Genomic DNA, 25,007 nt, shown 5'->3' with positions numbered 1-25,007 from the left:
TTGACAGCACTAAAGTAAAAAAAATAATAGTAACCTTGATTTTACTTTACTCTAAAGTTTAACCCTTATTTTTGTGGAAATAATAGTACAGAAATGAAAAATATACTAAGCTTTTTAATTGCTTTTATTTGCAGCTTAACTGCTGTGGGTCAAACATCTGCACCTTATGAGTCACCTAAGTTGGTGGTAGGTATAGTCGTGGATCAAATGCGTTATGATTATATTACCAGATATTGGGAACGTTATAGGGAAGATGGGTTTAAGCGAATGATTCGCGAAGGTTTTAATGCTAGAAACCATCACTTTAATTACGTCCCAACCTATACTGGACCAGGACACACTTCTGTTTATACTGGTACAACCCCAGCCGTTCATGGTATTATTGGTAATGATTGGTATGATAAAACTATCGATAAGAGTGTATATTGTGCAGGAGATGATAATGTGACTCCGGTAGGAACTCAAGATGCAGCCGGGAAGATGTCTCCACATAGAATGAAAACAACTACAGTAACTGATCAACTTAAATTGGCAACACAGTCTCGTAGTAAGGTAATTGGTATAGCACTAAAGGATAGAGGTGCTATTTTACCGGCTGGACACACTGCGGATGCGGCATATTGGTTTCATGGAAAGAACGAAGGAGCTTGGATAACTAGTAGTTATTATATGGAAGAGTTGCCAAAATGGGTTAAGGACTTTAATAAAGCAAAATCAGTAAGCAAATACAAGAAGGAGTGGAATACATTATATGATATTCATACCTATGTTGCTAGTGGAAGTGATGACAACACGTTTGAAGGTAAATTTAAAGGAGAAAATGCTCCAGTTTTCCCTCATAATCTCCCTAATTTATGGAAAGATAATGGAAGCTATGATATATTAAAAGCTACCCCTTTTGGAAACAGCATAACCACGGATTTTGCTTTAGCTGCATTAGAAGGTGAGCAATTAGGACAGGGCAAGACGACTGATTTTTTAGCAATTAGTTATTCCAGTCCAGATTATATTGGCCATTCGTTTGGGGTGAACTCTATAGAGGTAGAAGATTGTTATTTGCGTTTAGATTTGGAACTTGCACGTTTGTTTTCAGCATTGGATAGTCGTGTAGGTAAAGGGAATTATACCGTATTTCTTACAGCTGACCATGGGGCTGTACATGTACCTGCCTATCTAAAATCGTTAAACATACCAGCAGGATATTTTGAGAAAAATGAATTTGTTGGGCGGTTAAAGAATTTTTTGAAAAATAAATTCAATTCAGATAAGTTGATAAAAAATGTATCCAATAACCAACTGTTTTTAGATTATGATGAGCTGGCAGCAATTAATCAAAGTGCCAAAGAGGTGCAAGAGGCAATTGCAGAAGAAATTTTGAATTATGATGGAATAGCTGAGGTGTACACAGCACATAGTATGAAAACTCAACATTATACAGAAGGAATGGCCTATATGCTTCAAAAAGGATTTAATCATAAAAGATCTGGAGATGTATTGGTGGTCCTTGACGCTTCTTTTATTAGTTATTCTCGTACAGGCTCTACGCATGGATCTGGGTTTAATTATGATACTCAAGTGCCTTTTTTAATGTTTGGGAATGGGATAAAGCAAGGTTCGACCACTCGACGCACGGAAATTCCAGACATTGCACCTACCGTAGCAGCGCTATTAGGAATAGCATATCCAAATGGGACAACTGGTAATCCTGTTGGAGAGGCGTTAATTGAAAAATAACCATAATGCGAAAAAAAACATGGTATACTCTATTAGCTCTTTTGGTAGTTGCGGCTGGATATTGGTTGGAAACCAAAGGAGTTGATAGAGAATCTTATCTGGAACAATTACATGTAGATTGGGGAGGAAACACATCCAAAAATGACACCATATATCAGGATGGCTCTCATTTCTTACCAAGTAGTACAACAGGACAAATTATCCATCACAAAGGGTATTCGCTATCCTATAGTGAGCCTCATGAACAAGCCGAATGGGTAGCATATAAATTGGAAAAAGAACATCTTTCAGGGGTTGATTATAAAAGACCATATTTTGAAATGGATGATGCGGTAATATCTGGATCAGCTCATTGGAGGAATTATAAGGATTCTGGCTATGATAGAGGTCATTTGTGTCCAGCTGCTGATCGTAAATTTAGTAAAGAAGCTTTTACTGAGACTTTCTTAACTAGTAATGTGAGTCCACAAGAACATCAATTTAATTCAGGCATTTGGAATCGTCTTGAACAGAAGGTGCGTTTTTGGGCGTCTCGTTATGATGGAGTTTATGTCGTTACGGGAGGAATTCTGAAGGAAATTGACATAACTATAGGGGAAGAACAGGTGGCTGTTCCAAAGCAATTTTATAAGATTGTCCTCGATTATAATTCGGGTAATCCTAAAGTTATTGCTTTTTTGATTCCTCATGAAGAATCCGATAAGCCCTTGTACGATTTTGTTGTTTCCGTGGATAGTTTAGAAGTTATTTCTGGAATTGATTTTTTTTCATCCATGGATGATGACGTTGAGAATAGAATAGAGGCATTTGAAAAATGGGAGAATTGGCATTTTTAGTCAGTTGAAAAAAATTTTTGTGTAATTCCTTTCCAACGTAGATTTCGTATAAATTCACCCTCCTTCTTTGAAACTAAAAATGTTTTATTTTCTTTTTTAGCTTTTATATAGCCTAAGATATTGTTTCTGAATGGGGTAAATGAGCGCTGTTTCCAAGCCATTTTAAGAGAGGCAATACAAGTAATACACAAGCCATATCTCATTTTATACATTGCCTCGCCTTGTAATAGTCGAGCCTTTGAGTTATATGATTTGCCAACTGGTCTAAGATGTTTAACTTGAAGAGTTTCGTCTGTTTGAATTATATAAGAATGGTATTTTGCTAGAAGTTCATCCACAGTGTCCCAGCCTATACTGCTTTTTAGACCACCAATGGCCTGAAAACAACTTTTTCTATAGGCTTTAAAGGCACCTCTTACATGATCTCTATTCATGGGGTGAGTGCGGATCCATTCTCCTTCTTTGTCTTGTTCATATGCAATACCCCCTGCAATTCCGACTCTACTGTCTTTAAATATTTCAGTGAGTTTTTCAAAATAGTTTGGAGGCAGTATAATGTCAGCATCTAGCTTTACTATGATATCAAAGTCCTGGTCAAGCAATTCAAAGCCTTTATTGAAGGCATTGACAACTTTACTTCCCGGCATATGTGTTACTGATGAGACACTGTTAATTTTTTTTATTATTGAGTGTGAGCAACTATATTGATCAATAATCTCCTCGGTGGTATCTGTTGAATGATCATTTACCACGATTATTTTATCGGGTAATACAGATTGCATTAATAGTGAATTTAGAGTTTCACTTATGTAGGAGGCTTCGTTGTGAGCAGGAATTATTACGTAGTATTTCATTTTATTTAGTATCACGCTCAGCATAAATAAGATAGTAACGAGGTGTAAAGAGTCTTAATATAGGTCTTATCCCGATTTTTTTTACAGGGTGAGTGAATTTCTCAGTAGCCATTATTTTCCATCCTGTTTTTTCTAGTAGCCACTCTAATTGCCAATCTTCAAATTCATGATAATGCCTGTCACGTATATCTGTTTTACTACGGTAAGCAGGTGCAAACCAAAGTCTCAAAGGAACAGAAATGACAATTTTAGAAGCTTTTATGTTTTTTAAGATGCCGTAGGGGTTTAATAGATGTTCGAGTATTTCAAAAGCCGTAACAGTGGTATAATTTTCTTCCATGATAGCCCGGAGCTCTTGGTCAAGATCTTCTCCATTTGTGTTTTTTACCCTGTAACCTTCTTGAATTAATAGGGAGGATAAAGGGTTTTTAACGCCTAGATCTAAAAGTGATTCATCCTTTGAAATATGTTTAGAGACAAATTGAATTGTTCGTTTAAAACGTTTAGATGGATAAGTATGTTCGTACATATGGTAGTTTAGGCATTGTTAAACAATCTAAATTTGAGTAAAAATACGCTTATTCTAACTTTAAGGTGGCTAAAATCGGAAAATGATCGGAGGGATATCTGTTTTGGTACTTAATGTCTAAGGTTTTAAATTCAATAGTTTTCCAACTATAGGAATGGAAAATGTAATCGATTCTTTTTTCATCAGTTGGTACCATAGAATGCTTGAAGGCATTGTAAGTCCCGTTCGGTCCAATTAGTTGGAGTGCTGTGGAGTGACTATCTTTTAGTTTAGATTTTAGGGTTTGAATGGCGCTTGAAGAAGGAGAAACATTCAGGTCTCCTGTTAAGATGATTGGTAAGTCCTTTGAAAAACGCTGTGATTTTTCAAGAATTAACTGGGCACTTTCGTATTGGGCTCGTGTTCCTTGGTGGTCGAAATGGGTATTAATAAAGAAGAATTGGCGATTTTTTACTTTAAAAATTGCCCATGTTGCAATTCGATTACAGCAATTGGCGTCCCAACCTTTAGAGGGTTTGTTAGGTGTTTCTGAAAGCCAAAAATACCCCCATTTTTTGAGTTTGAGTTTTTTGTGATTATAAAATATGGGAGCGTGTTCCCCTTCAATTTTACCATCATCTCTTCCTACACCAATCCATTTGTATTGGATTAGTTGATTGTTTAGATAGGTTAATTGATGATGTAAGGCTTCTTGGATACCTATGACATCTGCATTTAATTCATTTAATAATGAAGCTACTTTTTGGTTTCGTTTGGATGCTGTCCAGCTGTCTAGTCCATCATCTTGATTGTCATACCGAATGTTATATGATAAAACCTTGATTTCTTGACTAAAAGTACTATTGATAGTTAAAAAGAAAAGGGAAAGTAATATGGTGTACTTCATGTTAAACTTGATATACGATAGCATTTATGTTCATACCAGCACCCACGCTAGCAAAAAGTACAATGTCACCTTCTTCAATGGATTGGTCTTCAATTTGTTTATTTTTAACCATATCATAAAGAGTTGGAATGGTTGCCACTGAGCTGTTTCCTAAAAAGTGAATATTCATAGGCATAGTATTAGCTGGCGCAGTACGTTGATAAAGTTTGTAGAATCGTTTAACAATTGCCTCATCCATTTTTTCATTAGCTTGATGGATGAATATCTTTTTGACTTGATCTATGGTTATTCCACTTTTGTCTAGGCATGATTTCATGGCTAATGGTACTTGCACACAAGCAAATTCATATATTTTTCGCCCGTGCATTTTAATATAGCGATGATCTTTTTCCAGTGCTTGATTGTAAGACTCTCCAAAGAAAATAAAATAGGCTTCCTCTTCGGTGAATGAAGCGGATTCATGAGCAATAATACCACCTGGTCTATCGGTGGCTTCTATAATAGCGGCACCAGCACCATCAGAATATATCATACTGTCACGGTCATGTGGATCTATTACTCGTGACAATGTTTCTGCTCCGATTACTAAGCATTTTTTAGCCATCCCTGCTTTGATGTATGCTTGAGCCTGAATGACACCTTCAACCCAGCCAGGGCATCCAAAAAGTAAGTCATAAGCAACACATTTTGGGTTTTTTATTCCTAACGAATGCTTTACCCTACTAGCGAGGCTAGGTACACTATCTCCTTGTAATGTTCCATGTTTTACATCTCCAAAATTATGCGCTACTATAATGTAATCTAATGTTTCAGGAGCAATTTTGGCATCTTTTATTGCTTTTTCTGCTGCAAAGAACGCTAGATCTGAAGCCTTGTGTTCCTTTTCAGCATAACGACGTTCTTCAATCCCAGTTATAGCTTTAAATTTCTCAATAATTATTTCATTTGAGCTTTCAAAGAGAGATCCGTCAGTATGTAAAAATTTATGGTTTGAAAAATTATTATTAGTTTCAATTTCGGAAGGAATATAGCATCCGGTTCCTGTTATTTTAATATTCATTTGTTGTTGTTTAGGATGAAATAAAGGTACGACTACCTTTTTTTGTGATGTGAAGGAATGGAAAATTGCTACGATGTCCAAACATTATTTTGTGAAGTATAAATAAAAACGCCCTGCATTGAGATATTTGTGCAAGGCGTTGTTTTATAATTATTTATATTCTGTTTTTATGCTTCCATATAGGCCTCTATAGGTGCGCAAGTGCAAATTAAATTACGATCCCCAAAGGCTTCGTCTACTCTTCTTACAGTAGGCCAAAACTTATTTTCAGCTATGTGAGAAAGTGGGTATGCCGCCTTTTCGCGGCTATATGGAAATGTCCAACTGTCTGAAGTGACCATGTTAAGGGTGTGCGGTGCGTTTTTAAGAACATTGTTTGTATCATCCAAATCCGCTTCTTCTATTTCCTTTCGGATAGATACCATGGCTTCTATAAAACGGTCTAATTCGGCTTTACTTTCGCTTTCTGTCGGTTCAACCATCAATGTCCCAGCAACAGGAAATGATACTGTAGGAGCGTGGAATCCGTAATCCATCAAACGTTTGGCAATGTCGGTCACTTCAATTCCATTTTTCTTAAATGGTCTACAATCCAAAATCATTTCGTGAGCTGCTCTACCGCATTCTCCCGTGTAAAGTACAGAGAAATGTTCTTCAAGTTTAGATTTTAAGTAATTCGCATTAAGGATGGCATATTTAGTTGCGTTGGTAAGACCTTCAGAGCCTAACATTGTGATATAGGCATATGAAATAAGACATACCATTGCACTTCCCCATGGAGCAGCTGATATGGCTGTAATGGCCTCAGCGCCTCCAGTGGCAATTACTGGGTTAGAGGGTAGGAATGGTACTAGGTGTGAGGCTACACAAATTGGGCCAACTCCAGGACCGCCTCCACCATGAGGTATGGCAAATGTTTTATGTAAATTTAAGTGGCATACGTCTGCCCCAATTGTGGCAGGATTTGTTAGACCAACTTGTGCGTTCATATTGGCACCATCCATATAAACTTGACCTCCATTTTCATGAATGATCTGAGTGATTTCACGAATTGAAGATTCAAATACTCCATGAGTAGAAGGGTAGGTTACCATTAATGACGAAAGCTCATCTTTGTATTTGATTGCCTTTTCCCTTAGGTCTTCTACATCAATATTACCTCGTTCGTCAGTTTTGGTGACTACAACCTTCATGCCTGCCATTACAGCTGAGGCAGGATTGGTTCCATGGGCTGAAGAAGGAATTAAACAAATATGACGGTGACCTTCTCCTCGAGATTCATGATAGGCACGAATTACCATTAATCCTGCATATTCCCCTTGGGCCCCTGAATTGGGTTGAAGTGAAGTTCCTGCAAATCCGGTAATAATGTTGAGCTGGTTTTCTAGTGACTTCAACATTTCTTGATATCCTTGGGCTTGTTCTAAAGGAACAAATGGATGTATGTTAGACCAATTTGCTTGACTTAGCGGAAGCATCTCAGAAGCAGCATTCAGTTTCATTGTACAAGATCCAAGAGAAATCATGGAGTGGTTTAATGAAAGATCCTTACGCTCTAATTTTTTAATGTAACGCATCAATTCAGTTTCTGAATGGTACGAATTGAATACAGGGAGTGTTAAAAATTCGCTTTTTCTTTTTACTTCCTCACTTAAAGGACTCTCCTGGAGTAATGAAGATGTGGTAAGTGCGATTCTTCCTCCAGCTTCAGCGAATATGCGTAAAACTGTATTGATGTCTGTGAGTGATGTGGCTTCATTTACTGCAATACTAATAGTGTTTTCATCAATATAGAGGAAGTTAACACCGTTGGCTTCTGCAATTGGTTTAATGATGTGTTTTTCTGCTTTTACTACAATGGTATCAAAGTACTGAGCGTTTGTTTGTTGGTAACCTAATCGGTTTAGTTGGGCCGCAAGTGTTGTGGCACTGTGATGTACTTTTTGTGCAATGTATGTAAGTCCTTTAGGACCATGGAATACTGCATACATTCCAGCCATAACCGCAAGTAAAACTTGAGCCGTACAAATGTTAGAAGTAGCCTTGTCTCTTTTAATGTGTTGTTCGCGGGTTTGTAAGGCCATACGAAGTGCTCTATTACTGTCAGTATCTCTGGTGACCCCAATAATACGTCCAGGGATATTACGCTTGTATTCGTCCTTGGTTGCAAAAAATGCAGCGTGAGGGCCCCCGTAGCCCAAAGGGATTCCGAACCGTTGAGTTGTTCCTACTACAACATCAGCTCCCCATTTACCAGGAGCTTCTAGTAATACCAAACTTAATATATCAGCAGCAACTGCAACTTTTATTTCATTGTTTTTGGCTTTGGCAGTAAAGGATGCGTAATCATAAACTTGACCATATTTTCCCGGATATTGAATTAAGGCACCATAAAAGTCAGTAGAGAAGTCGAAGGATTGATGATTGCCAATAACTAATTCTATGCCTAGAGGTATAGCTCGGGTATAAAGTAAAGATATCGTTTGTGGTAATACTTCTTCTGAAACAAAAAACTTAGTTACATTGTTTTTTTTCTGGTCACGATTTCTTAGTTCGTAGAGCATCGTCATTGCTTCTGCAGCTGCTGTACTTTCATCTAAAAGCGATGCGTTTGCAAGTTCCATTCCTGTAAGGTCAGTAACCATGGTTTGAAAGTTTAGAAGTGCTTCTAAACGTCCTTGAGCAATTTCAGCCTGATAGGGAGTGTAGGCGGTATACCACCCTGGGTTTTCAAAAATGTTTCTTTTGATAACGGAAGGAGTGATAGTCTCATGATAGCCTAGCCCAATATAGGTTTTGAATATCTTATTTTTTTGAGAAAGTTGTTGAATATGATTTAAAAATTCATTTTCGCTAAGTGCTTCAGGAAGGTTGAGAGGTTGTTTTAAGCGAATATCATCTGGGATGGTTTGGTAGATAAGTTGGTCAAGATTTTCTACTCCTACGGTTTGAAGCATTTGTGCTAAGTCCGTCTCATTGGGACCTATATGGCGCAATGCAAAAGAATCTGTTTTCATTCGTTATCGAGATTGAGTGATAAGTTGTGTTTAAGACTGCAAAAGTACGTATTAAAAATATTATTTCTAACGATTAGGATGTGTATTTCGTGTTAATGGAGACGTTAAAAATGTTCAATAAATGACAGCTAATGTTGAGGTTGAGGACCATCAGGTTTACAGGTATATTGGATTGAATATTAGAGGTGTAGTTTAACTATTGGATACCGTGAAAAATACATTATTTTTGTGATATGCGATGGGTGCAAAAATGGTTTGATTTTTACATAGATGCAAGTGTTCATGTTGCTTTGGCAGTTGGCGCATTGGTGTATTTGACATTCATGAAGTACGGAATTTCGTTTAATCAAGCAGTGGGATGTTCCGTATTTTATGGAACAATTGTTAGCTACAATTTTGTAAAATATGCCACGATCGCAAGGAAGTATTTTTATATGCCTAATTCATATTTAAGGGGTGTGCAACTATTTAGCCTTGTATGCCTTATTTTGTTTGGGTATTATTTTGTTCAGATTAATACTTCCGGAAAAATTCTTTTGTTAGTAGCTTCTTTATTAACCTGTTTATATGCATTGCCTTTATTGCCAGGAAAGCGTAATTTTCGGTCGCTTAGGAGTTGTAAAACTATTATAGTTGCGTTATGCTGGGCTATTTTAACTGTTTTATTACCATTAGTAAATGCCAACTTAGAGTTAACAGGTTCTGTATGGGTACTCTTTTTGCAACGAATCTTATTGGTTCTGGCGCTTATGATTCCTTTTGAAATACGTGATGTAAAATATGATGATCCTAGACTAGACACTTTGCCTCAGCGATATGGTGTTAAGGGAACAAAGTATATAGGGTATAGTATTTTAATACTCTTTTTTGTACTGACAGTTTTTAGAGGGGTTGATTTTGAATGGTATATGAATGGATTAGTTGTAAGTGCCGTAGGGTTAGCAATTTTGAAATCGGAGGTTCGTCAAACAAAATATTATTGTAGTTTTTGGGTAGAAAGTATCCCTATTTTATGGGTTATGAGTATTTTTATTTTAGATATGTTCCAGTTATTAAAAAGATAATTAGCATCTTTATTAAAATTTGGTGTTGTATTAATGAAATTAAGGGTATTAAATTTTTTTAGCATGAAAAATAATGAATGGTTATTGGTGATTTTTTTGCTAATTACAGGTGTATTGTATTCGCAGTCAAATGTAAAAACGATATCAATCACGGAGTATAAGATGTCGAAGGGAAGAAAATATCCTTTGATTGATTTACGAACGGCTCAAGAGTATGAGGAAGGTCATTTAAAACGTTCAAACAATATAGATTTTACCTATTCAGGTTTTGCGTTAATGTTTGTAGATTTTAAAAAGACTACTCCGATGTACTTGTATTGCAGGACAGGAAATAAAAGTGCCAAAGCAGCAGCTATATTAGATTCGTTAGGATTCAAAAAGATCATCAATTTGGATGGTGGAGTTGAGCGCTGGAAGGAAGCTGGGCTACCTCTTGTAAGAGATTAAAAAAATCGCCTATATTATAGGCGATTTTTAATTTATTACACAAGGAGACCTGCTCTTTTAAGTAATGCCTCTGGCGTAGGCTTTTTTCCTCGAAATTGTATATAAAGTTCCATTGGATTCTCGGTGCCTCCTTTTGATAAAATGGAAGATTTAAATTTATCTGCTACGTTGCGATTAAAAATGCCATTTTCTTTAAAATATTCATAAGCATCTGCGTCGAGTACTTCTGCCCATTTATAACTGTAGTATCCTGATGAATATCCTCCTTGGAAAATATGAGAAAAAGAGGTGCTCATACAAGTCTCTGGAGATTCTGGAAAGAGGTTTGTTGCAGCCATTGCAATTTCTTCGTGGTTTTTGACATTAGTTATGGCGCTTGGATCTTGCCCGTGCCAACTCATATCAAGTAGTCCAAAACCTAGTTGCCTTAATGTTTGAAGACCTTGCATAAAGGCTGCTGATTCTTTAATCTTTGTAATATACTCCATTGGAATTATTTCTCCTGTTTGATAATGAAAAGCAAATAACTCTAAAGTTTCTTTTTCATAGCACCAATTCTCCATAATCTGACTAGGAAGCTCTACAAAATCCCAATATACACTTGTGCCGCTAAGACTAGGATAGGTTGTGTTAGCAAGAATGCCGTGGAGAGCATGGCCAAACTCATGGAAAAGGGTTGTTACTTCATTGAAAGTAAGTAAGGATGGCTTAGTTGGTGTAGGTCGCGTAAAATTGCACACAATGGAAATATGGGGTCTGGAATTCTCATTATTTTTAATATATTGATTTTTATAGGAAGTCATCCAAGCACCATTTCTTTTTCCTGGCCTAGGATGAAAGTCAGTGTAAAATAAAGCTAAATAATTACCGTTTTCGTCTAACACACGAAAGGTTTGTACTTCTTTATTATATGTTGGAATGTTCTTTATTTCTTCAAAATGAAGGCCAAATAATTTTTTAGCAACTGTAAATACACCGTGAATTACATTTTCAAGTTTGAAGTATGGTTTAAGTAATTCGTCGTCTAATTCAAATCGCTGTTGTTTCAGTTTCTCTGTGTAATAAGCGCTATCCCATTTTTGTAGAGAATCTATTCCATCAATTTGTTTGGCGTAATCTTGTAACTCATTGAATTCTCGTTGAGCTGCTCCAAAAGCTTTTTCTAATAACTCATTAAGGAATTGGTTTACTTTTTCAGGTGTTTCTGCCATTCGTTCCTCTAGAACAAAATGAGCATGAGACTTGTAACCTAGTAGTAATGCACGATTATGCCTTAATTGAGCAATGCGAAGAACAATAGCCTGATTGTCATATGTTTCTTTTTGAAAGGCTTTACTTCCAAAGGCTTTGTGGAGTTGATTTCTCAGCTCGCGATTTTCAGCGTAGGTCATAAAAGGGATATAACTTGGATAATCTAAAGTAAATATCCATCCCTCTTTTTGGGTGCTCTCTGCTAAATTTTTGGCTGCTTCAATTGTTCCTTCAGGAAGTCCTTTTAAATCATCTTGGTTGATTATGTGTAATTGGAACGCTTGTGTTTCTGCAAGAACATTTTCGCCGAATTTAAGGGACAATGTTGCTAATTCTTTATCAATATTTCGGAGATCTTGCTTTTTGTTATCAGGAAGATTAGCTCCATTGCGGGCAAAACTTTTATACTTTTTTTCCAATAAGGTACTTTGTTCTGCAGAAAGATTAAGTGAGTTACGTTGATCATAAACTAGTTTAACTCTTTCAAATAGGTGTTTATTGAGGCGGATGTCGTTTCCGAATTCAGAAAGCATGGGAGAAATTGTCTGTGCTTGCTTCTGAACCGTTTCATTTGTTTCTGCGTTATTAAGGTTGAAAAACATGGAGGTTAGTCTGTCAAGTATTTCTCCTGAAAATTCTAATGCTTCAATGGTGTTTTTGAAGGTTGGTAATTCAGGGTTTGAAGTAATGATGTCTATCTCCTTACGGGTCTCATCGATAGCTTGAGTGATTAATTGGATGTAGTCATCTGCATTTATGTTGTTAAATGGAGCCGAGTTGTATGGCGTGTTGAATAAGGTAATTAGCTTATTGGTATTCATTTAATTATATGTTTTTGTAAGAAAGTTGCAGTTTATCGGAGATACATTACGATTGCACGAAAAAAGTTTTGAGGTGTAAAATCCTGCTGTACATTCGCTTTGTAAATCGTTCAAAAATACAACAAAATGAGAACAATAGTAAGTTTCGTTTTTTTATTAATAGGAGTGGTAGGCTATTCTCAGACAGGAGTTGAAGCTAAAATTGTTCCTTTTGATGTGACGATTACTGTTGAACAAAAAGACAAGGTTATTGCAATTAAAAAAGTAGAGGTAATAGAGCTTTTGGTTAAAAAAGAGCGTTTGCCAAAAATAAAAGGAATTAATGTGAACTACTTGAATTTGTTAACTGAAGTTCCAAAATATATTGTTTCCCAACAAGCATAGTCTTTTGCGAAACTAATGTCTGTCAAATAAGCCCCTCCATCTGGAGGGGCTTATTAAATTATAGGCCTTTAGCGCTTTCTATTACAGCTTGTTTAAGTCCTTCTTTGTATACTATGATTTTGTCTAAAACACATTTGTCATGACTTCCAATAATTTGGGCAGCTAATATTCCGGCATTTTTTGCGCCGTTTAGCGCTACTGTAGCTACAGGTACTCCACCGGGCATTTGTAGAATGGAAAGGACTGAATCCCATCCATCTATTGAGTTGCTACTTTTTACAGGTACACCGATTATAGGTAGTGGACTCATTGATGCTACCATTCCAGGAAGATGAGCAGCCCCGCCAGCTCCTGCTATAATCACTGAAATACCTCTTTTATGGGCATTTGTGCTAAAATCAAATAATTTTTCAGGAGTTCGATGAGCAGAAACAATATCCACTTCAACCTCAATGTCGAATCCTTTTAAAATATCTATGGCCTCCTGCATGACAGGAAGGTCGCTTTTGCTTCCCATAATTATAGCTACTTTACTCATATTGTATGTTTAGTTGTTTTTGCTTATCACATTGATGGTTTCCTTTACTTTTTGGGCAATTTTTCTTGCTTCCGCAACTTCTTCATGTATAATGGTTACATGACCCATTTTTCTAAATGGACGTGTCTCTCTCTTTCCGTAAATATGAGGTGTTACTCCGTCCATTTTCATTATGTCTTCAATGTTTTCGTAAACAACATCCCAAAAATGTCCTTCTGCTCCCACTAAATTAACCATAATTCCAGCTAGTTTGCTATTTGTCTTTCCAAGTGGTAAATCTAAAATAGCACGTAGGTGTTGTTCAAATTGATTTGTGTAACTTGCTTCAATACTATAATGTCCACTGTTATGTGGTCTTGGGGCTACTTCATTTACTAAAATGTGGTCATCTTCAGTTTGAAACATTTCAACCGCGAGAAGTCCAACATGCTCGATTGCATTAGAAACTTTAAGGGCAATTTCTTGAGCTTTTTGTGCAACACTCTCATCAATGCGTGCTGGGCAAATTACGTACTCTACTTGATTGGCTTCCGGATGAAATTCCATTTCAACAACTGGATATGTTTTTACTTCTCCTGAAACATTTCTAGACACAATGACAGCCAGCTCATTTTTAAATGGTATCATATGTTCAGCAATGCATTCGACATTTGGAAGTTCGTTCAAATCTTCTGCTTTACGTATTACTTTTACGCCCATTCCATCATACCCGAATTGGGTGCTTTTCCAAACAAATGGAAAAGAAAGTGCTTCATGTTCCATGGCAGGTAGTATTTCACTAGTGTAGGCGAACCTGGTAAAGGGTGCGGTTGGAATTTCGTGATCTACATAAAAAAGTTTTTGAGTGGCTTTGTTTTGAATAGTACGTAGGGTTTTGGAAGAGGGAAATACTTTTACGCCTTCCTTTTCTAATTGTTCAAGTGCTTTTACATTAACCAATTCAATTTCATAGGTGAGTACATCTGCCTTTTTTCCGAAATTGTAAACTGTGTCAAAATCCATTAGACTGCCCTGTTCGAAATTATTGCATGCTATTCGGCAAGGTGCATCTGCACTAGGATCTAATACGATGGTACGGATATCGTACTTACGAGTTTCATAAAGTAGCATTTTGCCCAATTGTCCTCCTCCGAGGATTCCAAGAGTAAAATCAGATGAGAAATAATTCATGTGTTGCGTTGTTTTTAGAAAGTATACTTTCAAAAGTCTCGCAAAAATACGCTTAATTCTCAAAAGCTCCTTTAAAAAATCGTAAATGAAGAATCATTATAGTATCTTTGCGTCTTTAAATTTTTTGAATACAGTGATTCGTGTCCACGATAAATATTTCATCCCATTTATAGGTGCCTCTGAAATTGATAGCCAGATAGATAGATTGGTTAAGGAGGTATGTGCTGATTTAGATGGAGAAGTGCCAATTTTTGTTGCGGTGCTCAATGGGGCTTTTATGTTTGCTTCTGATTTTGTAAAAAAGTTTCCGAATGATTGTGAGATCACATTTGTGAAGCTAGCTTCTTATTCAGGTACATCAACTACTGGAGTAATTAAAGAGTTGGTAGGGATAAGCCATGAATTAAAAGGCCGTAGCGTGGTAGTGTTGGAGGATATAGTAGATACAGGTCATACCTTGGTTGAACTAAAGCGTATTCTTGAAAGTCATGATGTGAAATCATTGAAAATTGCTACTCTTTTTTTCAAACCTGAAGCGTATACAAAAGATATTTTTCTCGATTATATAGGCTTTTCTATTCCTAATAAATTTATTCTGGGTTATGGCTTGGATTATGATGAATATGGAAGAAATTTGCCGGAAGTTTACCAATTAAAACAAAACAACATGATTAATTTAGTTCTCTTCGGAAAACCTGGTGCAGGGAAAGGTACCCAGGCTGAATTTTTAAAAGAAAAATACCAGTTGGTGCATATTTCTACCGGAGATGTATTTCGTTACAACATAAAAAATGAAACTGCCCTAGGAACTTTAGCGAAGTCTTATATGGATAGAGGCGAATTAGTTCCTGATGAAGTAACCATAAATATGCTGCAAGAGGAAGTTGATAAAAACGTCGATGCCAAGGGGTTTATTTTTGATGGATTTCCTCGGACGACGGCTCAAGCTGAAGCTTTGGATTCCTTTTTAGAGTCTAAAGAAATGAAAATTGATGCTACAATTGCGTTAGAGGCTGATGATGAGGAGCTTATACAGCGACTTTTGGAACGCGGTAAGGTTAGCGGGCGTACTGATGATCAGGATGAAGAGAAAATTAGAAATCGATTTGAAGAGTATAACCAAAAAACTTCGCCGTTGATTGATTTTTATACTGAACAAGGAAAGTTTATTAGTGTTAATGGAATTGGGTCTATTGAGGAGATTACTCAACGTTTGTCCAATGTTATTGATTCCCTTGAAACGGTTAACGGTTAATAAGGCTTAGGCAAAGATTTATATTATTATAACATGACCGAAGGAAATTTTACAGATTACGTAAAGGTATTGGTTGCTTCTGGTAACGGAGGTAAAGGTTCTTCACATTTACATAGAGAAAAGTTTGTGGAAAAAGGAGGGCCTGACGGTGGTGATGGAGGAAGAGGGGGTCATATTATTTTGCGTGGTAATGAAAACCTTTGGACATTGATACATTTTAAATATCAGCGTCATTTCAAGGCAGGTCATGGCGAACATGGTGGTAGCAGTCGCAGTACGGGTGCAGATGGTGCAGATGTTTTCTTAGAGGTGCCGTTAGGGACTGTTGTTAAGGATTTTGAGACAGATCAGGTTCTTTTTGAGATTACAACACACGGTGAAGAGCGTATTGTTGCACAAGGTGGAAAAGGCGGGTTAGGGAACTGGCACTTTCGTACAGCAACTAATCAGACTCCTAGGTATGCTCAACCAGGTATCCAAGGAGAGGAAAGAGAACTACTGCTTGAATTAAAACTTCTGGCTGATGTAGGATTGGTAGGATTTCCTAATGCGGGAAAATCAACTTTACTATCAGTTATTACCTCAGCGAAACCTAAAATAGCAGATTATCCATTTACGACATTAAAACCTAATCTGGGTATTGTTCAGTACAGAGATTTTAAATCGTTTGTTATTGCTGATATTCCTGGAATTATTGAAGGAGCTGCAGAAGGAAAGGGATTGGGACATTATTTTTTAAGACATATAGAGCGTAATTCGACACTTTTGTTTTTAATTCCTGCTGACAGCAAAGATATTTCTGAAGAATATGAAATACTATTGAATGAGTTACAAAAGTATAATCCAGAATTATTAGATAAGGAGCGTCTTGTAGCAATCTCCAAGAGCGATATGCTTGATGGAGAATTGAAAGAATTGATGAAACGGGAATTGGATATGTATTTTGGAAAAACACCTTATCTTTTTATTTCCTCCGTAGCTCAGCAGGGTATTCAAGAGCTGAAAGATAGATTGTGGTTAATGTTGAATCCAAAAATATAATTAATAAATAGCGCCTTAGGCGCTATTTTAATATAGGATGGCATCAAATGGTGTTTTAATGGATGCTTTTTAAAGTGTAAATATGTATTTTTGGGTAGCAAAATCAAACAATGGTCTTTCCTAAATCAATACTGCTAACATTATTTTTTTTAGCAACACTTTTCAATGATTTCGAATTGGGAGTGCATCTCTTTAATAACCAGAAGTGGGATGCTGCTAAAATGAAATTTCAAAATCATTTAAAGAAATATCCCAACGACCTAAAGACTATTGAGTATTTAGGAGACATAGCTGGACATCAAAAAAATTGGGATGTGGCAATTGACTATTATGGGAGATTGAAAGCGAGTGTTCCTAATAATGCAGACTATCACTATAAGTATGGCGGTGTTCTTGGGATGAAAGCAAAAATAACTTCAAAATGGAAAGCGCTGGGAATGATTGGAGAGGTGGAGGATGCTTTTTTAAAAGCTGCCCAGTTGGATGAAGGTCATATTGATTGTCGTTGGGCTTTAGTACAGTTGTATATGGAGCTTCCCGGAATCGTTGGAGGAAGTGAACGTAAGGCAAGGTTGTATGCTCAGGAATTGATGAATTTATCCAAAATAGACGGTTTATTAGCATTTGGCTTGATTGAAGTATATCAAAAACGATATAAAAAGGCTGAGGAATATTATGTGAAGGCTCACCTCACTGGAAATTCCAAAACTACCTTTCAAAAGCTCTATCAACTATATCAACAGCATTTAAAAGAACCAGAGAAGGCTGCACAGTTAAAAGCTGCCTTTGAAAAATAATAATCAATACTCATGCGTATACATTTTATTGCTATTGGAGGTGCTGCCATGCATAATTTAGCATTAGCCCTACATTATAAAGGATACCAAATATCGGGAAGTGATGATGCCATTTTTGAACCTTCGTACTCTCGACTAAAGGCACAAGGACTATTGCCTGAAAATTTCGGGTGGTTTCCTGAAAAGATTACAGAGTCTCTCGATGCTATTGTTTTAGGCATGCATGCCAAAGTTGATAATCCAGAGCTTAAGCGTGCACAAGAACTAGGGGTGAAAATATATTCATATCCAGAATTTTTGTTTGAACAATCAAAAAATAAGACTCGAGTTGTAATTGGAGGAAGTCATGGAAAAACCACCATAACTTCGATGATTCTCCATGTATTAAATTATCATGGAATTGAGGTTGATTATATGGTTGGAGCGCAATTGGATGGGTTTGATACTATGGTTCATCTCACAGATTATAATGATTTTATTGTTCTTGAGGGAGATGAATATTTATCTTCTGCTATTGACATGAGACCTAAATTTCATTTATATCGCCCTAATATAGCGTTACTAAGCGGAATTGCCTGGGATCATATAAATGTTTTTCCAACGTATGAAAATTATGTAGAGCAGTTTAGCATCTTTACAGATAGTATTATTAATGGTGGTATAATGGTATATAACGAGGAGGATCTAGAAGTTGTATCGGTAGTAGAGGCATCTGAAAATCCTATTCGAAAATTACCATATAAAACTGCAGAGTATTATATTGAAAATGGACAGACACTTTTAATTACTCCAGAAGGAGATATGCCTGTTGAAATATTTGGCAAACATAATTTAAGTAACCTTTCAGGAGCAAAATGGATATGTCAAAATATGGGAATTGATGAAAATGATTTTTATGAAGCAATAGCTAGTTTTAAAGGAGCGTCCAAACGATTGGAAAAAATTGGTGAGACAGAAAGTAACGTAGCTTATAAGGATTTTGCTCATTCCCCAAGCAAGGTAAAGGCTACTACTCAGGCAGTTAAGAGTCAATATCCTAATCGAAAATTAATTGCCTGTTTGGAATTACATACCTATAGTAGTTTGAATGCAGAGTTTCTAAATGAATATGAAGGAACCCTTGAAGATGCGGATGAAGCTGTCGTTTTTTATTCTCCCGAAGCTGTCACCATAAAAAAACTTAAGGATATTACTCAGGAGCAAATAGCTGCTGCATTTCAGAGAAATAATTTAAAAGTGTTTACAGATTCTAATGGGTTTAAAGAATATTTATTTAGTAGAAAATACCAAAACACTGCCTTACTACTAATGAGTAGTGGAAATTATGGAGGACTTAATTTTGATGATGTAAAAACGTTGCTTTAAGCTTGTTGATGATTTGAAAATATATGTTCTATAAAGTCATTTATACGATGTTGATTTTTATTAATTAGTTCTAATTTTGCTAATTCTTGATCTTTTGAAAGTTTATCTTGGGAGAACTTATATTTACCTTCCCAATTTGTAATCGTAATTTCAAAACCAACAATATAATCTAGATATGCTAACATTCTTGGGTTATCCGGTGCTAAAATGTAATTGGGTGAAGGATCTTCCATAAATTCAGTCATACTAATTAAGTTTCGCTTTATTTTTTCTTTATCTGTATATAAATTAACCTTACCCTTTAGGTGAGCTTTTAGATAGTTCCATGTGGGAAGTTGAGGGGTGCTGTATACAGAAGGAGAGATATAGGTGTCAGGACCATGAAAAATGATTGTTACTTGAGTTCCGTTTTGGATGGTCTCTAGTTGGGGATTAAATTTATCTAAATGACCAATTAACTTTCCGTAATTTTCCGTTTTTTCATATATTAAAGGTACGTGGGTGGCTAGGACGTCATTGTCTTTAACTGAAAGCATCGTAGCCAGGGGGTATTCTTTAATCAGGGATACAATGTTTTCAAAATTTTGTTCTTGATGATGTTTTGGTGGATAATTCATAATGTGGAAATAGGTAGATTAAACTCCGAATTGTCTGAAATGATGATCTAGGTGTTTATATTGCATTTTGCCAATTTGTTCACCTGTGTATTGACCGAATATAGGGTGCTCAGGCCAATGGGTTTTGTTTTTTGAAAGATATATTTTATGAATAAGTTCTAATAATTGGCTTCTTTCTGTTTCAAAATTTTTTGTTTCAAATACCCGATAAGCTGGGGCAGTGGGTAAGCCTTGTTTCCATGGAATATCATCATATAGAGATTTTTTGAATCTGCTATAAATCATTTTCATCAAGAAGTTTGGCTTCTTGAGGGTTTTTTCGCCAAGTGAGACTAAAATAGGTTCTTGACAATGCGCTAGCATCTGATTAATACTCATTTTTCCCCATTTTGCTTTTGTTTCCGGGGTCAATTTTTGTAATCGATTTTGAATTTCTTCCAGGGTGTTTTTATCAAAGAGTGTTTTCATGGTTGAGATACTATTTTATTAAAATTACATTTTTTATCTTTAAGACATGCAAGATAAAATAAATCCCTTATCGATTAAGCAATGGGCAGAAGAAGATAGGCCTCGCGAAAAACTGCTTCACAAAGGAAGGGGTGTCTTAAGTGATGCTGAACTTGTAGCAATTCTCATAGGAAGTGGTACGAAACAAGAAAGTGCCGTTGAATTAAGTAAACGTATTTTGTCTTCGGTTTCCAATAATCTTAATGAATTAGGTAAATTATCAGTTAAACAATTGATGAGGTTTAATGGAATTGGAGAGGCCAAGGCCATTACTATTGCAGCTGCTTTAGAACTCGGACGTCGAAGAAGGAATGAAGCTTTAATTGATAAAAAGAAAATAGATAGTAGTAAAGCTGTTTTTGAGTTAATACATCCTTTCATTGGAGATTTGTTGCATGAGGAATTTTGGGTTGTGTATTTGAATAACTCAAATAAAGTCATTTTTAAATTACAGCTTAGTAAAGGAGGAATAACGGCTACACTAGTGGATGTTAGATTAATATTAAAATGCGCTTTGGAAGTAGGTGCTACCGCACTAATATTAGCGCATAATCATCCTTCAGGAAGTCTTATTCCTAGCGATGCAGACCGGTTAATTACACAGAAAATTAAGTCAGCATCCCAAAGTTTAGATATTAAGATTCTTGACCATCTTATTGTGACCGAAAAAGCGTATTTTAGCTTTTCCGATCAAGGAATCTTATAATATGTTTCTCGTTTATACCGAAAAAATAACTCCTCGTTTTACCTATATATTTAAGCATATTTTTGGAAGAATGCTAAACGTGGATGTTCGTTTTACTTCAGATCAAGATTTTTTTTTAAAATATCAAGGTGCTAAATTCATTTATGCACGTAATTCTATAGGAAATTCTCCATTTATTCGAATGCATGATTTGTTGCTGGAACAAGGAATAAATGATGTAGAAATATATATTCAGGATTGGGATGAAATTCCATGTTTTTTTCCAACATCAAAGAATTGTTTTCTTCCTTTTGATGTATTTGCGGCGAGTTTTTATTTGTTGAGCCGGTATGAGGAATATTTACCTCATTTAAAAGATGAGCATGGTAGATATCCAGCTTCTGAAAGCCTTGCTTTTAAGAATGGTTTTTTGGAATTTCCTGTAGTTGATATATGGATACATAAATTAAAAACTATTTTACTCAAATTGTTTCCTGAGGTAGTTTTTCCTTCACGTATTTTTGAGAAGCAATTATTAATGGATGTTTCAGCTTCCTATGAGTTTAAAGAGAAGGATGTTCTTCGGACAATCGGAGCCACTTTACTTGATTTAAGTAAATTACATATTGGAAGGGTTTTTGAGCGTTTTTCAGTATTGTTTGGAATTCAAAGGGATGCATATGATAATTTTGATGAATTGTTACAATTTCAGAAAGATCAAAAATGGAAGACTATATACTTTTTTCTTTTTGCTGACTATTCAACTTATGATAAAAATAGTTCAGTTAATAGTAAGCGCTTTAAAGAATTAATTAAGAAAATAGCCGATTACACGATCGTATCCTTAATGGCTTCATATGAAACTCATAATGATTTGGCTAACCTTAAAAAGGAACGAAAAAGGCTAATAAATGTAATTAATCGTCCTGTAAAAAGAGTACGGGTACGATTTAATCGAATCCAAATCCCTGAAACATATCGGAACCTTACAGATGCTGAATTTAATGAAGACTATACAATGGGGTATACTAATTATGTAGGTTTTAGAGCTGGTACTTGTACACCTTTTTATTTTTATGATGTTGGGTATGAGGTTCAGTTACCAATTTTAGTAAATTCGTTTTGTCTTCAAGACAAAGCTTTTCAACATTATTCCAATAAAAAAGTAATTTTAAGAAAAGTTCAATCCATGCATGCAGCAGTTGAGGCTGTTAATGGTAGATTTTTAATGGTATTTTCAAATGAAATAATTGGTGGAAAATCTTATGTAGATTGGAAAACACTTTATAAAGAAATAGTAAACTTATGACAAAAGAAATGATAACTGATCTGTTTTTTGATCTGGATCATACCTTGTGGGATTTTGAACGTAATTCAGCACTTACCTTTGAAGAAATATTGGAGATTCACAATGTTAGGGTAGATTTAGCAGATTTTCTAGAGGTATATGTACCTATTAATTTGCATTATTGGAAATTGTACAGAGATGAGCAAATTACTAAGGAAGTATTGCGTTATGAGCGTTTAAATAAAACTTTTGAAGAACTTAAAATTACGGTAAGTAACTCAACTATTATCCAACTTTCAGAGGATTACATTCGAGTTTTACCTCGTTATAATCATTTATTTAATAATGCAAATGAAATATTATCATATCTTCAACCTAAATATAAACTCCATATTATTACAAATGGGTTTGAAGAAGTTCAAAATGATAAATTAAAAAATTCTGGAATTGCCCATTACTTTGATCATATTATCAATTCTGAGTCAGTAGGAGTAAAGAAGCCTAACCCTTTGATTTTTGAACACGCCATGGATAAAGCATCTTCGACACCCTTACAATCAGTAATGATAGGAGATAATTTAGAGGCTGACATTCTAGGAGCACGGAATGTTGGAATGCACACGATTCATTTTAATGTGCATGATGGAACACCAAATGAGTTTGGCATTACCATTAATGATCTTTTAGAAATTAAACAGTATCTTTAATTTTATAAAAAGCAAAAACACATGAGAAAAATAATGATTGCCTGTTTAGTACTAGTTAATACACTATTAGGAACTGCGCAGGAAAGTTTAAATGGCTATAAATACGTGGTGGTCCCTGAAAAATTTGATTTTTTGAAATCAGAAGATTTATATCAGATTAATTCTTTGACTAAATTTTTGTTGAACAAAGAAGGGTTTGTTGCTTTTCTCGAAGGAGAGTTGCCTGAGGAGGCCGTATATAATCCTTGTATGGTATTGAGAGCTAATGTGTTAAACGATTCAAATATGTTTACCACCAAAATGAAAGTGACTTTGAGTAATTGCTATAATCAGGTATTGTTTACTTCTGAAGAGGGAAGAAGTAAAGAAAAGGATTATCAGAAAGCATATCATGAAGCTTTACGGGATGCATTTCAATCTTTTAAAACAATAAAGTATTCATATAATGAGACTATATCGAAGTCAAAACCAGAACAGATTAAGATAGTAAAAGAAGTTCCAATTCAGTCTGTTGCAGTGGTGCCGTCAGAGGAAGCGGTTGTGATGACAGAACATACTTTGTACGCACAGCCTACAGCTACTGGTTTTCAACTTGTGGATATGAGCCCAAAGTTGGTCATGAAATTATATCGAACTTCTGTTAAGGATGTTTTTATAGCAGAAAAGGATGGTATGAACGGGTTGTTTTATCGTTCAGGAAATGAATGGTATTTTGAGTATTATGAAGCGGATCAGCTTAAAAAGTATTCAATTTCAGTGAAATTTTAATAAATAAAATCCCTTGTGAATCAAGGGATTTTTTAATATTTATAAAAGCCCTTCCATCTGTTTTGTAAAAATTCTCTAATCCCATTTTCACGTTGATTTTGACCAGGGTCATAAAGTTTGGTGCCCTTTATAGATTCAGGGAGAAAATCTTGTTGAGTAAAATTGTTTTCATAGCTATGGGCATATTTATATTCATCACCATAGCCCAATTCTTTCATTAGTTTGGTAGGAGCATTTCTTAAATGTAGAGGTACACTTAAGTCTCCTGTTTGTCGTACTAATTGTTGCGCTTCATTAATAGCGGTATAAGATGCGTTACTTTTGGGTGAAGTGGCTAAGTATATAGCACATTGACTTAAAAGAATACGACTTTCCGGATATCCAATTGTAGAAACTGCCTGGAAAGTGTTATTGGCCATTATTAATGCCGTAGGGTTCGCATTGCCAATATCTTCAGAAGCTAAAATTAGCATTCTTCGTGCAATGAATTTTACATCTTCTCCACCTTCTATCATGCGAGCGAGCCAATAAACTGCTCCGTTGGGATCACTTCCACGAATTGATTTTATAAAGGCTGAAATGATATCATAGTGTTGCTCTCCTGTTTTGTCATAGAGAACAGTATTTTTTTGAACACGTTGCATTACCTTTTCATCAGTGATGAAAACTGTGTCGCTTTCTTCCGCACTGACAATTAGTTCGAAAATATTAAGCAATTTACGTCCATCTCCACCTGAAAGTCTTAGTAAAGCTTCTGTTTCTTTCAATTGTATATTTTTGGATTGCAACCATTTATCTTTTATTAGTGCTCTATGTAAAAGTGCTTCTAAATCTTCCTTGCCAAAAGAATTAAGGATATATACTTGACATCGAGATAATAGAGCAGGAATTACTTCAAAGCTGGGATTTTCTGTCGTAGCGCCAATTAAAGTAACCCACCCTTTTTCTACAGCTGCAAGTAATGAATCCTGTTGAGACTTACTAAATCTATGGATTTCATCAATGAATAATATGGGATTTTTTGAAGTGAAAAGTCCACCACTTTGTTTTGCTTTATCAATAACTTCTCTTACTTCTTTTACCCCACTACTTATCGCGCTAAGGGTATAAAATGGTCTGTCGCTTTCGTTTGCAATAATATTTGCTAGTGTTGTTTTACCTGTTCCTGGAGGGCCCCATAGTATAAGGGAAGGGATGAGACCTTTTTTTATTTGATTTCTTAAGGAGCCTGTTTCCCCTACTAAATGTTGTTGACTGACATAGTCATCAAGTGATTTTGGTCGAATTCGTTCGGCTAATGGTTCGTTCATTTTGTAAAATTAATAAATATGACAAATTTTCTTATACGTTAACTTTGGTTTCTTTTTTGTCTAATTTCCTTAAATT

General features: G+C 35.6%; 24 protein-coding genes. 13 read left to right on the top strand and 11 right to left on the bottom strand.

The window, feature by feature from the left end:
- The first annotated feature begins 93 nt into the window (after window positions 1-93).
- Together pafA and PT603_RS09005 are read left to right on the top strand one after the other, a co-directional pair.
- The gene (gene pafA, locus PT603_RS09010) at window positions 94-1,734 is read left to right on the top strand and encodes an alkaline phosphatase PafA (protein WP_008239639.1); all 1,641 of its coding nucleotides are present in this window, start codon (window positions 94-96) and stop codon (window positions 1,732-1,734) included.
- A gap of 5 nt (window positions 1,735-1,739) precedes the next feature.
- Window positions 1,740-2,570 carry a DNA/RNA non-specific endonuclease gene (locus PT603_RS09005; RefSeq protein ID WP_008239631.1) on the top strand — a complete coding sequence of 277 codons (831 nt, stop codon included), beginning with the start codon at window positions 1,740-1,742 and terminating at the stop codon, window positions 2,568-2,570.
- On the opposite strand, the gene PT603_RS09000 is transcribed toward PT603_RS09005, so the two are convergent.
- The 5 genes from PT603_RS09000 to gcvP form a co-directional block, all read right to left on the bottom strand.
- Window positions 2,567-3,424 carry a glycosyltransferase family 2 protein gene (locus PT603_RS09000; RefSeq protein ID WP_008239629.1) on the bottom strand — a complete coding sequence of 286 codons (858 nt, stop codon included), beginning with the start codon at window positions 3,422-3,424 and terminating at the stop codon, window positions 2,567-2,569. The genes PT603_RS09005 and PT603_RS09000 overlap by 4 nt on opposite strands.
- A gap of 1 nt (window position 3,425) precedes the next feature.
- The gene (locus PT603_RS08995) at window positions 3,426-3,953 is read right to left on the bottom strand and encodes a methyltransferase domain-containing protein (protein ID WP_008239628.1); all 528 of its coding nucleotides are present in this window, start codon (window positions 3,951-3,953) and stop codon (window positions 3,426-3,428) included.
- Between the two features lie 49 nt (window positions 3,954-4,002).
- Complete coding sequence (locus tag PT603_RS08990) at window positions 4,003-4,839, bottom strand: endonuclease/exonuclease/phosphatase family protein (protein WP_040488711.1); 837 nt, start codon at window positions 4,837-4,839, stop codon at window positions 4,003-4,005.
- Between the two features lies 1 nt (window position 4,840).
- A complete protein-coding gene (locus PT603_RS08985) occupies window positions 4,841-5,899 on the bottom strand; it encodes a 3-oxoacyl-ACP synthase III family protein (protein WP_008239624.1) in 1,059 nt (352 codons plus the stop codon).
- A 167-nt stretch (window positions 5,900-6,066) separates the two neighbouring features.
- Window positions 6,067-8,916, bottom strand: a complete 2,850-nt coding sequence (gene gcvP, locus PT603_RS08980) for an aminomethyl-transferring glycine dehydrogenase (protein ID WP_008239622.1) — start codon at window positions 8,914-8,916, stop codon at window positions 6,067-6,069.
- Between the two features lie 233 nt (window positions 8,917-9,149).
- Between gcvP and PT603_RS08975 the strand changes: the two genes are divergently transcribed.
- Together PT603_RS08975 and PT603_RS08970 are read left to right on the top strand one after the other, a co-directional pair.
- The gene (locus PT603_RS08975) at window positions 9,150-9,980 is read left to right on the top strand and encodes a UbiA prenyltransferase family protein (RefSeq protein WP_008239620.1); all 831 of its coding nucleotides are present in this window, start codon (window positions 9,150-9,152) and stop codon (window positions 9,978-9,980) included.
- 63 nt (window positions 9,981-10,043) lie between these two features.
- Window positions 10,044-10,427: a rhodanese-like domain-containing protein gene (locus PT603_RS08970; RefSeq protein WP_050951137.1), complete on the top strand. Its 384-nt coding sequence runs from the start codon at window positions 10,044-10,046 to the stop codon at window positions 10,425-10,427.
- Window positions 10,428-10,462: 35 nt separating this feature from the next.
- On the opposite strand, the gene PT603_RS08965 is transcribed toward PT603_RS08970, so the two are convergent.
- Window positions 10,463-12,499, bottom strand: coding sequence for a M3 family metallopeptidase (locus PT603_RS08965; RefSeq protein WP_008239618.1), 2,037 nt, complete (start codon window positions 12,497-12,499; stop codon window positions 10,463-10,465).
- Between the two features lie 126 nt (window positions 12,500-12,625).
- Here PT603_RS08965 and PT603_RS08960 point away from each other — a divergent pair, with 126 nt between their 5' ends.
- On the top strand, window positions 12,626-12,883 hold the full coding sequence (locus PT603_RS08960; RefSeq protein WP_008239617.1) for a hypothetical protein: 258 nt from the start codon (window positions 12,626-12,628) through the stop codon (window positions 12,881-12,883).
- 58 nt (window positions 12,884-12,941) lie between these two features.
- Here PT603_RS08960 and purE read toward each other — a convergent pair whose 3' ends face one another.
- Window positions 12,942-13,421 carry a 5-(carboxyamino)imidazole ribonucleotide mutase gene (gene purE, locus PT603_RS08955; protein ID WP_008239616.1) on the bottom strand — a complete coding sequence of 160 codons (480 nt, stop codon included), beginning with the start codon at window positions 13,419-13,421 and terminating at the stop codon, window positions 12,942-12,944.
- Window positions 13,422-13,430: 9 nt separating this feature from the next.
- Window positions 13,431-14,591, bottom strand: coding sequence for a 5-(carboxyamino)imidazole ribonucleotide synthase (gene purK, locus PT603_RS08950; RefSeq protein WP_274238317.1), 1,161 nt, complete (start codon window positions 14,589-14,591; stop codon window positions 13,431-13,433).
- Window positions 14,592-14,676: 85 nt separating this feature from the next.
- Here purK and PT603_RS08945 point away from each other — a divergent pair, with 85 nt between their 5' ends.
- From PT603_RS08945 to PT603_RS08930, 4 genes are all read left to right on the top strand, one after another.
- Entirely contained in the window at window positions 14,677-15,846 is a 1,170-nt protein-coding gene (locus PT603_RS08945) for an adenylate kinase (protein ID WP_008239605.1), read from the top strand.
- Between the two features lie 33 nt (window positions 15,847-15,879).
- Window positions 15,880-16,887 carry a GTPase ObgE gene (gene obgE / locus PT603_RS08940; RefSeq protein WP_008239604.1) on the top strand — a complete coding sequence of 336 codons (1,008 nt, stop codon included), beginning with the start codon at window positions 15,880-15,882 and terminating at the stop codon, window positions 16,885-16,887.
- A gap of 110 nt (window positions 16,888-16,997) precedes the next feature.
- Window positions 16,998-17,684 (top strand): tetratricopeptide repeat protein, encoded by a 687-nt coding sequence (locus PT603_RS08935; protein WP_008239603.1) that lies wholly within the window; start codon window positions 16,998-17,000, stop codon window positions 17,682-17,684.
- A gap of 12 nt (window positions 17,685-17,696) precedes the next feature.
- Window positions 17,697-19,049, top strand: coding sequence for a UDP-N-acetylmuramate--L-alanine ligase (locus tag PT603_RS08930; RefSeq protein WP_008239602.1), 1,353 nt, complete (start codon window positions 17,697-17,699; stop codon window positions 19,047-19,049).
- Here the strand turns inward: PT603_RS08930 and PT603_RS08925 are convergent.
- The gene (locus tag PT603_RS08925) at window positions 19,046-19,666 is read right to left on the bottom strand and encodes an FMN-binding negative transcriptional regulator (protein WP_008239601.1); all 621 of its coding nucleotides are present in this window, start codon (window positions 19,664-19,666) and stop codon (window positions 19,046-19,048) included. The two genes, PT603_RS08930 and PT603_RS08925, sit on opposite strands and share 4 nt — an antisense overlap.
- Before the next feature lie 18 nt (window positions 19,667-19,684).
- Complete coding sequence (locus PT603_RS08920; RefSeq protein ID WP_008239585.1) at window positions 19,685-20,134, bottom strand: DUF1569 domain-containing protein; 450 nt, start codon at window positions 20,132-20,134, stop codon at window positions 19,685-19,687.
- 46 nt (window positions 20,135-20,180) lie between these two features.
- Between PT603_RS08920 and radC the strand changes: the two genes are divergently transcribed.
- The 4 genes from radC to PT603_RS08900 are packed head-to-tail and all read left to right on the top strand — an operon-like array spanning window position 20,181 to window position 23,621.
- A complete protein-coding gene (gene radC / locus PT603_RS08915; protein ID WP_008239584.1) occupies window positions 20,181-20,879 on the top strand; it encodes a RadC family protein in 699 nt (232 codons plus the stop codon).
- A gap of 1 nt (window position 20,880) precedes the next feature.
- Complete coding sequence (locus PT603_RS08910) at window positions 20,881-22,167, top strand: polysaccharide deacetylase family protein (protein ID WP_008239583.1); 1,287 nt, start codon at window positions 20,881-20,883, stop codon at window positions 22,165-22,167.
- Window positions 22,164-22,853 carry a YjjG family noncanonical pyrimidine nucleotidase gene (locus tag PT603_RS08905; protein WP_008239582.1) on the top strand — a complete coding sequence of 230 codons (690 nt, stop codon included), beginning with the start codon at window positions 22,164-22,166 and terminating at the stop codon, window positions 22,851-22,853. The genes PT603_RS08910 and PT603_RS08905 overlap by 4 nt, the downstream gene beginning before the upstream one ends.
- Window positions 22,854-22,874: 21 nt before the next feature.
- Window positions 22,875-23,621 (top strand): hypothetical protein, encoded by a 747-nt coding sequence (locus PT603_RS08900; protein ID WP_040488702.1) that lies wholly within the window; start codon window positions 22,875-22,877, stop codon window positions 23,619-23,621.
- A 32-nt stretch (window positions 23,622-23,653) separates the two neighbouring features.
- Here the strand turns inward: PT603_RS08900 and PT603_RS08895 are convergent, their stop codons facing one another.
- On the bottom strand, window positions 23,654-24,931 hold the full coding sequence (locus tag PT603_RS08895; RefSeq protein WP_008239573.1) for a replication-associated recombination protein A: 1,278 nt from the start codon (window positions 24,929-24,931) through the stop codon (window positions 23,654-23,656).
- Window positions 24,932-25,007 lie beyond the last annotated feature (76 nt).

Source organism: Imtechella halotolerans (assembly GCF_028743515.2).
In the GTDB taxonomy this organism is placed as follows: Bacteria; Bacteroidota; Bacteroidia; order Flavobacteriales; family Flavobacteriaceae; genus Imtechella; species Imtechella halotolerans.
The sequence above is the reverse complement of the archived record's forward strand: the minus strand, read 5'-3'. Positions and strand labels throughout refer to the sequence as shown.

Bases quoted from the DNA above. Each gene is read 5' to 3' on its own strand.
- radC (WP_008239584.1), top strand. From the start codon at position 20,181: ATGCAAGATAAAATAAATCCCTTATCGATTAAGCAATGGGCAGAAGAA.
- PT603_RS09005 (WP_008239631.1), top strand. From the start codon at position 1,740: ATGCGAAAAAAAACATGGTATACTCTATTAGCTCTTTTGGTAGTTGCG.
- PT603_RS08995 (WP_008239628.1), bottom strand. From the start codon at position 3,953: ATGTACGAACATACTTATCCATCTAAACGTTTTAAACGAACAATTCAA.
- PT603_RS08975 (WP_008239620.1), top strand. From the start codon at position 9,150: ATGCGATGGGTGCAAAAATGGTTTGATTTTTACATAGATGCAAGTGTT.
- pafA (WP_008239639.1), top strand. From the start codon at position 94: ATGAAAAATATACTAAGCTTTTTAATTGCTTTTATTTGCAGCTTAACT.
- PT603_RS08945 (WP_008239605.1), top strand. From the start codon at position 14,677: ATGAAGAATCATTATAGTATCTTTGCGTCTTTAAATTTTTTGAATACA.
- PT603_RS08905 (WP_008239582.1), top strand. From the start codon at position 22,164: ATGACAAAAGAAATGATAACTGATCTGTTTTTTGATCTGGATCATACC.
- PT603_RS08960 (WP_008239617.1), top strand. From the start codon at position 12,626: ATGAGAACAATAGTAAGTTTCGTTTTTTTATTAATAGGAGTGGTAGGC.
- PT603_RS08910 (WP_008239583.1), top strand. From the start codon at position 20,881: ATGTTTCTCGTTTATACCGAAAAAATAACTCCTCGTTTTACCTATATA.
- gcvP (WP_008239622.1), bottom strand. From the start codon at position 8,916: ATGAAAACAGATTCTTTTGCATTGCGCCATATAGGTCCCAATGAGACG.
- PT603_RS08930 (WP_008239602.1), top strand. From the start codon at position 17,697: ATGCGTATACATTTTATTGCTATTGGAGGTGCTGCCATGCATAATTTA.
- PT603_RS08985 (WP_008239624.1), bottom strand. From the start codon at position 5,899: ATGAATATTAAAATAACAGGAACCGGATGCTATATTCCTTCCGAAATT.
- PT603_RS08895 (WP_008239573.1), bottom strand. From the start codon at position 24,931: ATGAACGAACCATTAGCCGAACGAATTCGACCAAAATCACTTGATGAC.
- PT603_RS08920 (WP_008239585.1), bottom strand. From the start codon at position 20,134: ATGAAAACACTCTTTGATAAAAACACCCTGGAAGAAATTCAAAATCGA.
- PT603_RS08965 (WP_008239618.1), bottom strand. From the start codon at position 12,499: ATGAATACCAATAAGCTAATTACCTTATTCAACACGCCATACAACTCG.
- PT603_RS08935 (WP_008239603.1), top strand. From the start codon at position 16,998: ATGGTCTTTCCTAAATCAATACTGCTAACATTATTTTTTTTAGCAACA.
- PT603_RS09000 (WP_008239629.1), bottom strand. From the start codon at position 3,424: ATGAAATACTACGTAATAATTCCTGCTCACAACGAAGCCTCCTACATA.
- PT603_RS08925 (WP_008239601.1), bottom strand. From the start codon at position 19,666: ATGAATTATCCACCAAAACATCATCAAGAACAAAATTTTGAAAACATT.
- purE (WP_008239616.1), bottom strand. From the start codon at position 13,421: ATGAGTAAAGTAGCTATAATTATGGGAAGCAAAAGCGACCTTCCTGTC.
- purK (WP_274238317.1), bottom strand. From the start codon at position 14,591: ATGAATTATTTCTCATCTGATTTTACTCTTGGAATCCTCGGAGGAGGA.
- PT603_RS08970 (WP_050951137.1), top strand. From the start codon at position 10,044: ATGAAAAATAATGAATGGTTATTGGTGATTTTTTTGCTAATTACAGGT.
- PT603_RS08990 (WP_040488711.1), bottom strand. From the start codon at position 4,839: ATGAAGTACACCATATTACTTTCCCTTTTCTTTTTAACTATCAATAGT.
- PT603_RS08900 (WP_040488702.1), top strand. From the start codon at position 22,875: ATGAGAAAAATAATGATTGCCTGTTTAGTACTAGTTAATACACTATTA.
- obgE (WP_008239604.1), top strand. From the start codon at position 15,880: ATGACCGAAGGAAATTTTACAGATTACGTAAAGGTATTGGTTGCTTCT.